Genomic DNA, 4,550 nt, shown 5'->3' on the forward strand with positions numbered 1-4,550 from the left:
TCTGCAACTTGGGCCATTCCACCTACGCGACGTCGCGGTTGACGTGCCGGCCACCAGTCACGGCGACCTTGGCCGGCGGGGGAGGGCCAACGCCGGCAACCGGCTGCTCAGCCGCTTCCGGCGCGTCACCCTCGACTACCGGCGCGAAGTGTGCATTGTGGACGCTTAAGACGGCGCAGAGGGAGCAGAGGCGCACAGCTTTTTAACGCAAAGCCGCAAAGGGCGCACAGCTTTTTAACGCAAAGCCGCAAAGGACGCCAAGCACGCAAAGTTTTCAAACGCAAAAACGCGAAGGACGCCAAGAACTAGGAGACCAGTTCGAGAGTAGGAGAACGGTACCATTGATAGAGCGTATCAGGAACCGTGATAATAACAAAAGAAACATAAACCTTATATTGAAGTCTATCCAGTGCTGAGCGTGACATCACTCACGCCGAGCAGTCTCCTAGTATGAGCGAAAATGGGGCGCGTGAGCGCATAGATCAATCGATAACCACAGGGAGGCACGTACATTCGACACTTTTCTGCCTACCCCTTTGCACATTCGTTGACTGGCTGCTCTCACACGCATCCAGCGAGAAATTCATTACCCCTAGCCTTCACCTGAGGGGAGAAAAAGTTCCCCCTCGCCCGCGCCAGTGGGAGAGGGGGCTAGGGGGTGAGTGCATCATCAAGCAATCAGATAGTACTATCCAAATACCGCCTCGACCGTCGTAGCCATCATTGCACTACACAAATAAGAGATGAACGTTATGAAGAAAACCCCTCATACCGGCTGGCTAGCGATCATCGGATGGCTGGTGATGATCGTAGCGGCAGCCTACCCTCTTACCCCAGCCCGCGGCGCGACCGGATACTACGTATCACCCACCGGCAATGACGCCAATCCCGGCACCTTTGCCCAACCGTTCCGCACCATCCAGAAATGTGCCGAGGTTGCGACTGCCGGCGATACGTGCTACATTCGCGCCGGCGTGTACCGCGAGACCGTCCGCCCGTCCAACAGCGGCACGAGCGGCGCGCCGATCACCTTATAACAATGAACGGGTGGTGATCAGCGGCGCCGATCTCCTGACCGCCCGTGGACACTGCACAGCGGTTCGATTTACCGTACCACAATGCCATGGGAATGTCAGTGCACACACGCTGGAAGCCGCTGCCGATAATCAAATCTGGGTTGATGGCGTGATGCTCCCCGAAGCGCGCTGGCCAAACATCCCGGTGGCGCGCGTCACCTAGCTCACCACTCAAGACAACGCCCAAGACAACACGGCAACGATCAACGGCGAATCGGCTGCAACCTACCACGACACTGATCTATCAGCGTTTAGCGATAACTTCTGGGCCGGCGGGCAGATTACCTTTGGGCCGGGGTACAATAGCATCTACACCACCTGCGATGTCACCGCCTCGACCCGCACCTCGGTCTCGTTCCAATGCAACCCCGACCCGGCAGCCAATAACAATACTGTCAAGTGGGATGACGGGATGCTGCGGCCCAGCACCAAGAATTACTACTATCTGTGGGGCAAACTAGCGGCGCTCGACGCCCCTGGCGAGTGGTTCCGCGCTAACGATGGCGCCTTGTACCGGTGGCTGCCGAACAACGGCAATTCCAGCCAGCACACCATCGAAGCCAAGCGCCGCTTGTGGGCCTTCGACTTGCGTGGTCGCTCGCACATGACGCTTGACGGGTTGCACATCTTTGGCGCAACCATCCGCACTGACACGCAATCACATTACCTTGTGTTGCAGAATCTAGAGGTACGCTTCCCATGGCACGTACAAAAAGTGCCAACCCTATTTTGGACATCCGGCACGCCGGGGATTGATCTGCGCGGCAATGATAACGTGTTGCGCGACAGCTTGCTGGCGTATAGCGCCGGACGGATGGTGTCGGTGTCGGGGTTGCGCAATCTGGTCTCCAACAACGTGATGTTCGATGCTAGCTATGTGGCCGGCGATGTGGCGGTGAACGGGCAGGCATGGCGGCAGATCAATCCCGGCGGCACCGATAGCAATAACTTCCGGCAGAACACCGTGTTTAACACTGGCCGGATTGCGGTGCAAGCCGACCCCGGCTTGAATATTACGTATAACGACCTCTACAACTCGCACTTGCAAATCGCCGATCTCGGCACCATCTACACATGGGGCACCGATGGCAAAAACGCGCAGACTGCGTACAACTGGGTGCATGACAATTGGGCCGAACTGGATTTAAGTCTGAACTACTTTGGCGGGCACGGCATCTATCTCGATGATGACTCCTACAACTATCTCATCTATCGCAATATTGTTTGGAACACGACCTCGCCGGGCATTTTACCTTTGGCGTCAACGGCACGGTAGTCAGAGAGCTTGCCGGCGCGCAGGGCAACCGCTTTATTTACAACAACACGGTAGACGGCGAAATCAAGTCGGCGGCGAAGAGCACCTATAACGGCCAGCCGCAAGTCCTCACCAGTACGGTGTACGTCAATAATATCGGCACGATTCTATCGCTCGATCATCCGCAGCTCACCACCCGCAACAACTTCCAAGGCGATGCGGTGTACGTTAATCGCAGCCAGCGGAACTATGCGCTGCACGCCTTCTCGCCGGCGGTGGATACCGGCGAGAATCTCGGCAGACCGGTGATGGATGCGCCGATGCAGCCGGTGAATGCCCCTGATTTAGGAACGATCGAGCAGGACACACACCGTGGGTGGCTGGCGCGGTGATCCGCCCGCACGATCTGGCGGCGCTACGGGTGGAATACTGGCCCTCAAGCCGGTGGCGCCACCGCTCGCTGCACTGTGAGCAATCTGCCGATCGGGCGCAAGCTGCCGCTCGATTTTGCGATCCGGCTTGGAGATGGCACGCCGGCTGCGTGCGCCAACCGCACCGACTACACCACCCATACCACCACCGGCGAGTGTACCGTCAGCACCGCTGGTCAAACCGGCGTCCAGCCGGTCGCAATCCGGCTCGGCAGTGGTGACTGGCGCACCGTCACCACCGTTGACCTCCCCCCGCTCGATCTCACCCAGATCAACCCGTCGGGGAGCTTCACCAGTGGCGGCGCACAAGTAACGTTGCGCGGCTGGCGTTTCGCCACCGACGATACCGGCTACGCCCGCCCGATTACCGTCACCAACACTACCACCGCCCCGCTGTACAACTACCCGGTGCAGGTCACGTTCGACACTGCCGCCTTGATCGCCGCCGGCAAACTGCGCCCCGATTGCGGCGATCTGCGCTTTGCCGACGCCTTCGGCTCGCTCGACTATTGGCTTGAAAGCGGCTGCAACACCGCTACCACACGGGTGTGGGTGAAAGTGCCGCACCTGCCAGTTGGCACGAGTGCGATCACCGTAACCTACGGCAACGCACTGCGCACCAGCGCCAGCAGCGGCGCCGACACCTTCTTGTTCTTCGATGACTTCCAAGACGGTGTGATTAGTCCTTTCTGGAACATTCCGAGCGGCTCGTTCTACACCATCACCGAGACCGGCGGGCAACTGCGCCTGACCGGCCAAACTACTGCCGCCAACCAATACAACATCGCCGGCTTCTCGCTCCACACGTGGAAATTGACCCTCCCGCAAGACGTGGCGTTCGACACCGAGCTGAGCATTGTGACTAGCCCAGACGGATTTAAGGCCGGGTTGGGAACGATGCTCAACCTGCAGGGGCCAGTTACCGGCGGCAAGAACATCGCCTTCTGGCAAAGCGACTGGCAAATGGTCGGGAAGAGCACCGTCACCAGCGACGTCTTCAACCGGCACACCTTCAGCATCGGTCTGACCGGTTCGACAACGCGGACGCTGCGCTGGCGCGAAGAGAGCAATCTTAATACGGTGCTGGCTACTACCGACACGCTGACACCAACGCTCGGTTTCTTCAGCTACGGGCCAGACACCGTCGCCAGCTTTGACGTTCGGTTCGACAACGTGCGCATCCGGCCCTTCGCCTTCCCTGAGCCGCAGACGGCTGTCGGAGCAGAGCAGGTGATCGGCGTGCGCGTGCTGATCGGCGACACCCCCTGCCGCAACATTGTGCCGGTCAATGAGACGCTGCTGTACTGCACAGTCCCGCCGCACGCACCGGGATGGATAGACGTGACGGTCATCAACCCCGACGGCGAACGTGACACCTTGGTCGAGAGTTTTTGGTACGGCGACCAACCGCCCCCCGGCGTTCACCTGCTGTACATACCGGCAGTGCAGCGCTAGGTCAGTGCCGGCCCAACGCATGCCGAATAGCCGCAGAAAGACGCAAAAGACACAAAAAGATCTTGGGTTTCTGGTGGCTCTTTGTGGCTATTCTCCATTAAGCCTCCCCCGTTGGGAGTGGGGGGCAAGGTTTACCGCCGAGGGCGCAGAGGACACTGAGGGGATAAGCATCCTGTCATTGCGAGGACGCACAGCGCTCGCAGCAATCTCCCGTTTCAGCGCAGTACATGCTTGAGCGGATTCCTTTCGCTCTTGGGGGAGATTGCTTCGCCGCCGCTGGCGGCTCGCAATGACATAGGCTATCTGTCATTGCGAGGGCGCGCAGCGCCCGCA

Annotated in this window: 3 protein-coding genes and 1 pseudogene; all 4 read left to right on the forward strand. The window is 59.3% G+C overall.

Going from position 1 to position 4,550, the window contains the following annotated elements; all coding sequences use genetic code 11:
- Positions 1-848 precede the first annotated feature (848 nt).
- Positions 849-1,031: pseudogene (locus U9R81_RS20135) on the forward strand (right-handed parallel beta-helix repeat-containing protein); the annotation flags it as partial.
- Positions 1,032-1,488: 457 nt separating this feature from the next.
- Positions 1,489-2,352 (forward strand): hypothetical protein, encoded by an 864-nt coding sequence (locus U9R81_RS19220; RefSeq protein ID WP_322497025.1) that lies wholly within the window; start codon positions 1,489-1,491, stop codon positions 2,350-2,352.
- Entirely contained in the window at positions 2,301-2,723 is a 423-nt protein-coding gene (locus U9R81_RS19225; protein WP_322497026.1) for a hypothetical protein, read from the forward strand. The genes U9R81_RS19220 and U9R81_RS19225 overlap by 52 nt, the downstream gene beginning before the upstream one ends.
- A 75-nt stretch (positions 2,724-2,798) precedes the next feature.
- Positions 2,799-4,217, forward strand: a complete 1,419-nt coding sequence (locus U9R81_RS19230) for a DUF2341 domain-containing protein (RefSeq protein ID WP_322497027.1) — start codon at positions 2,799-2,801, stop codon at positions 4,215-4,217.
- The last annotated feature ends 333 nt before the right edge of the window (positions 4,218-4,550 follow it).

The organism is Chloroflexus sp., assembly GCF_034435895.1.
In the GTDB taxonomy this organism is placed as follows: Bacteria; Chloroflexota; Chloroflexia; order Chloroflexales; family Chloroflexaceae; genus Chloroflexus.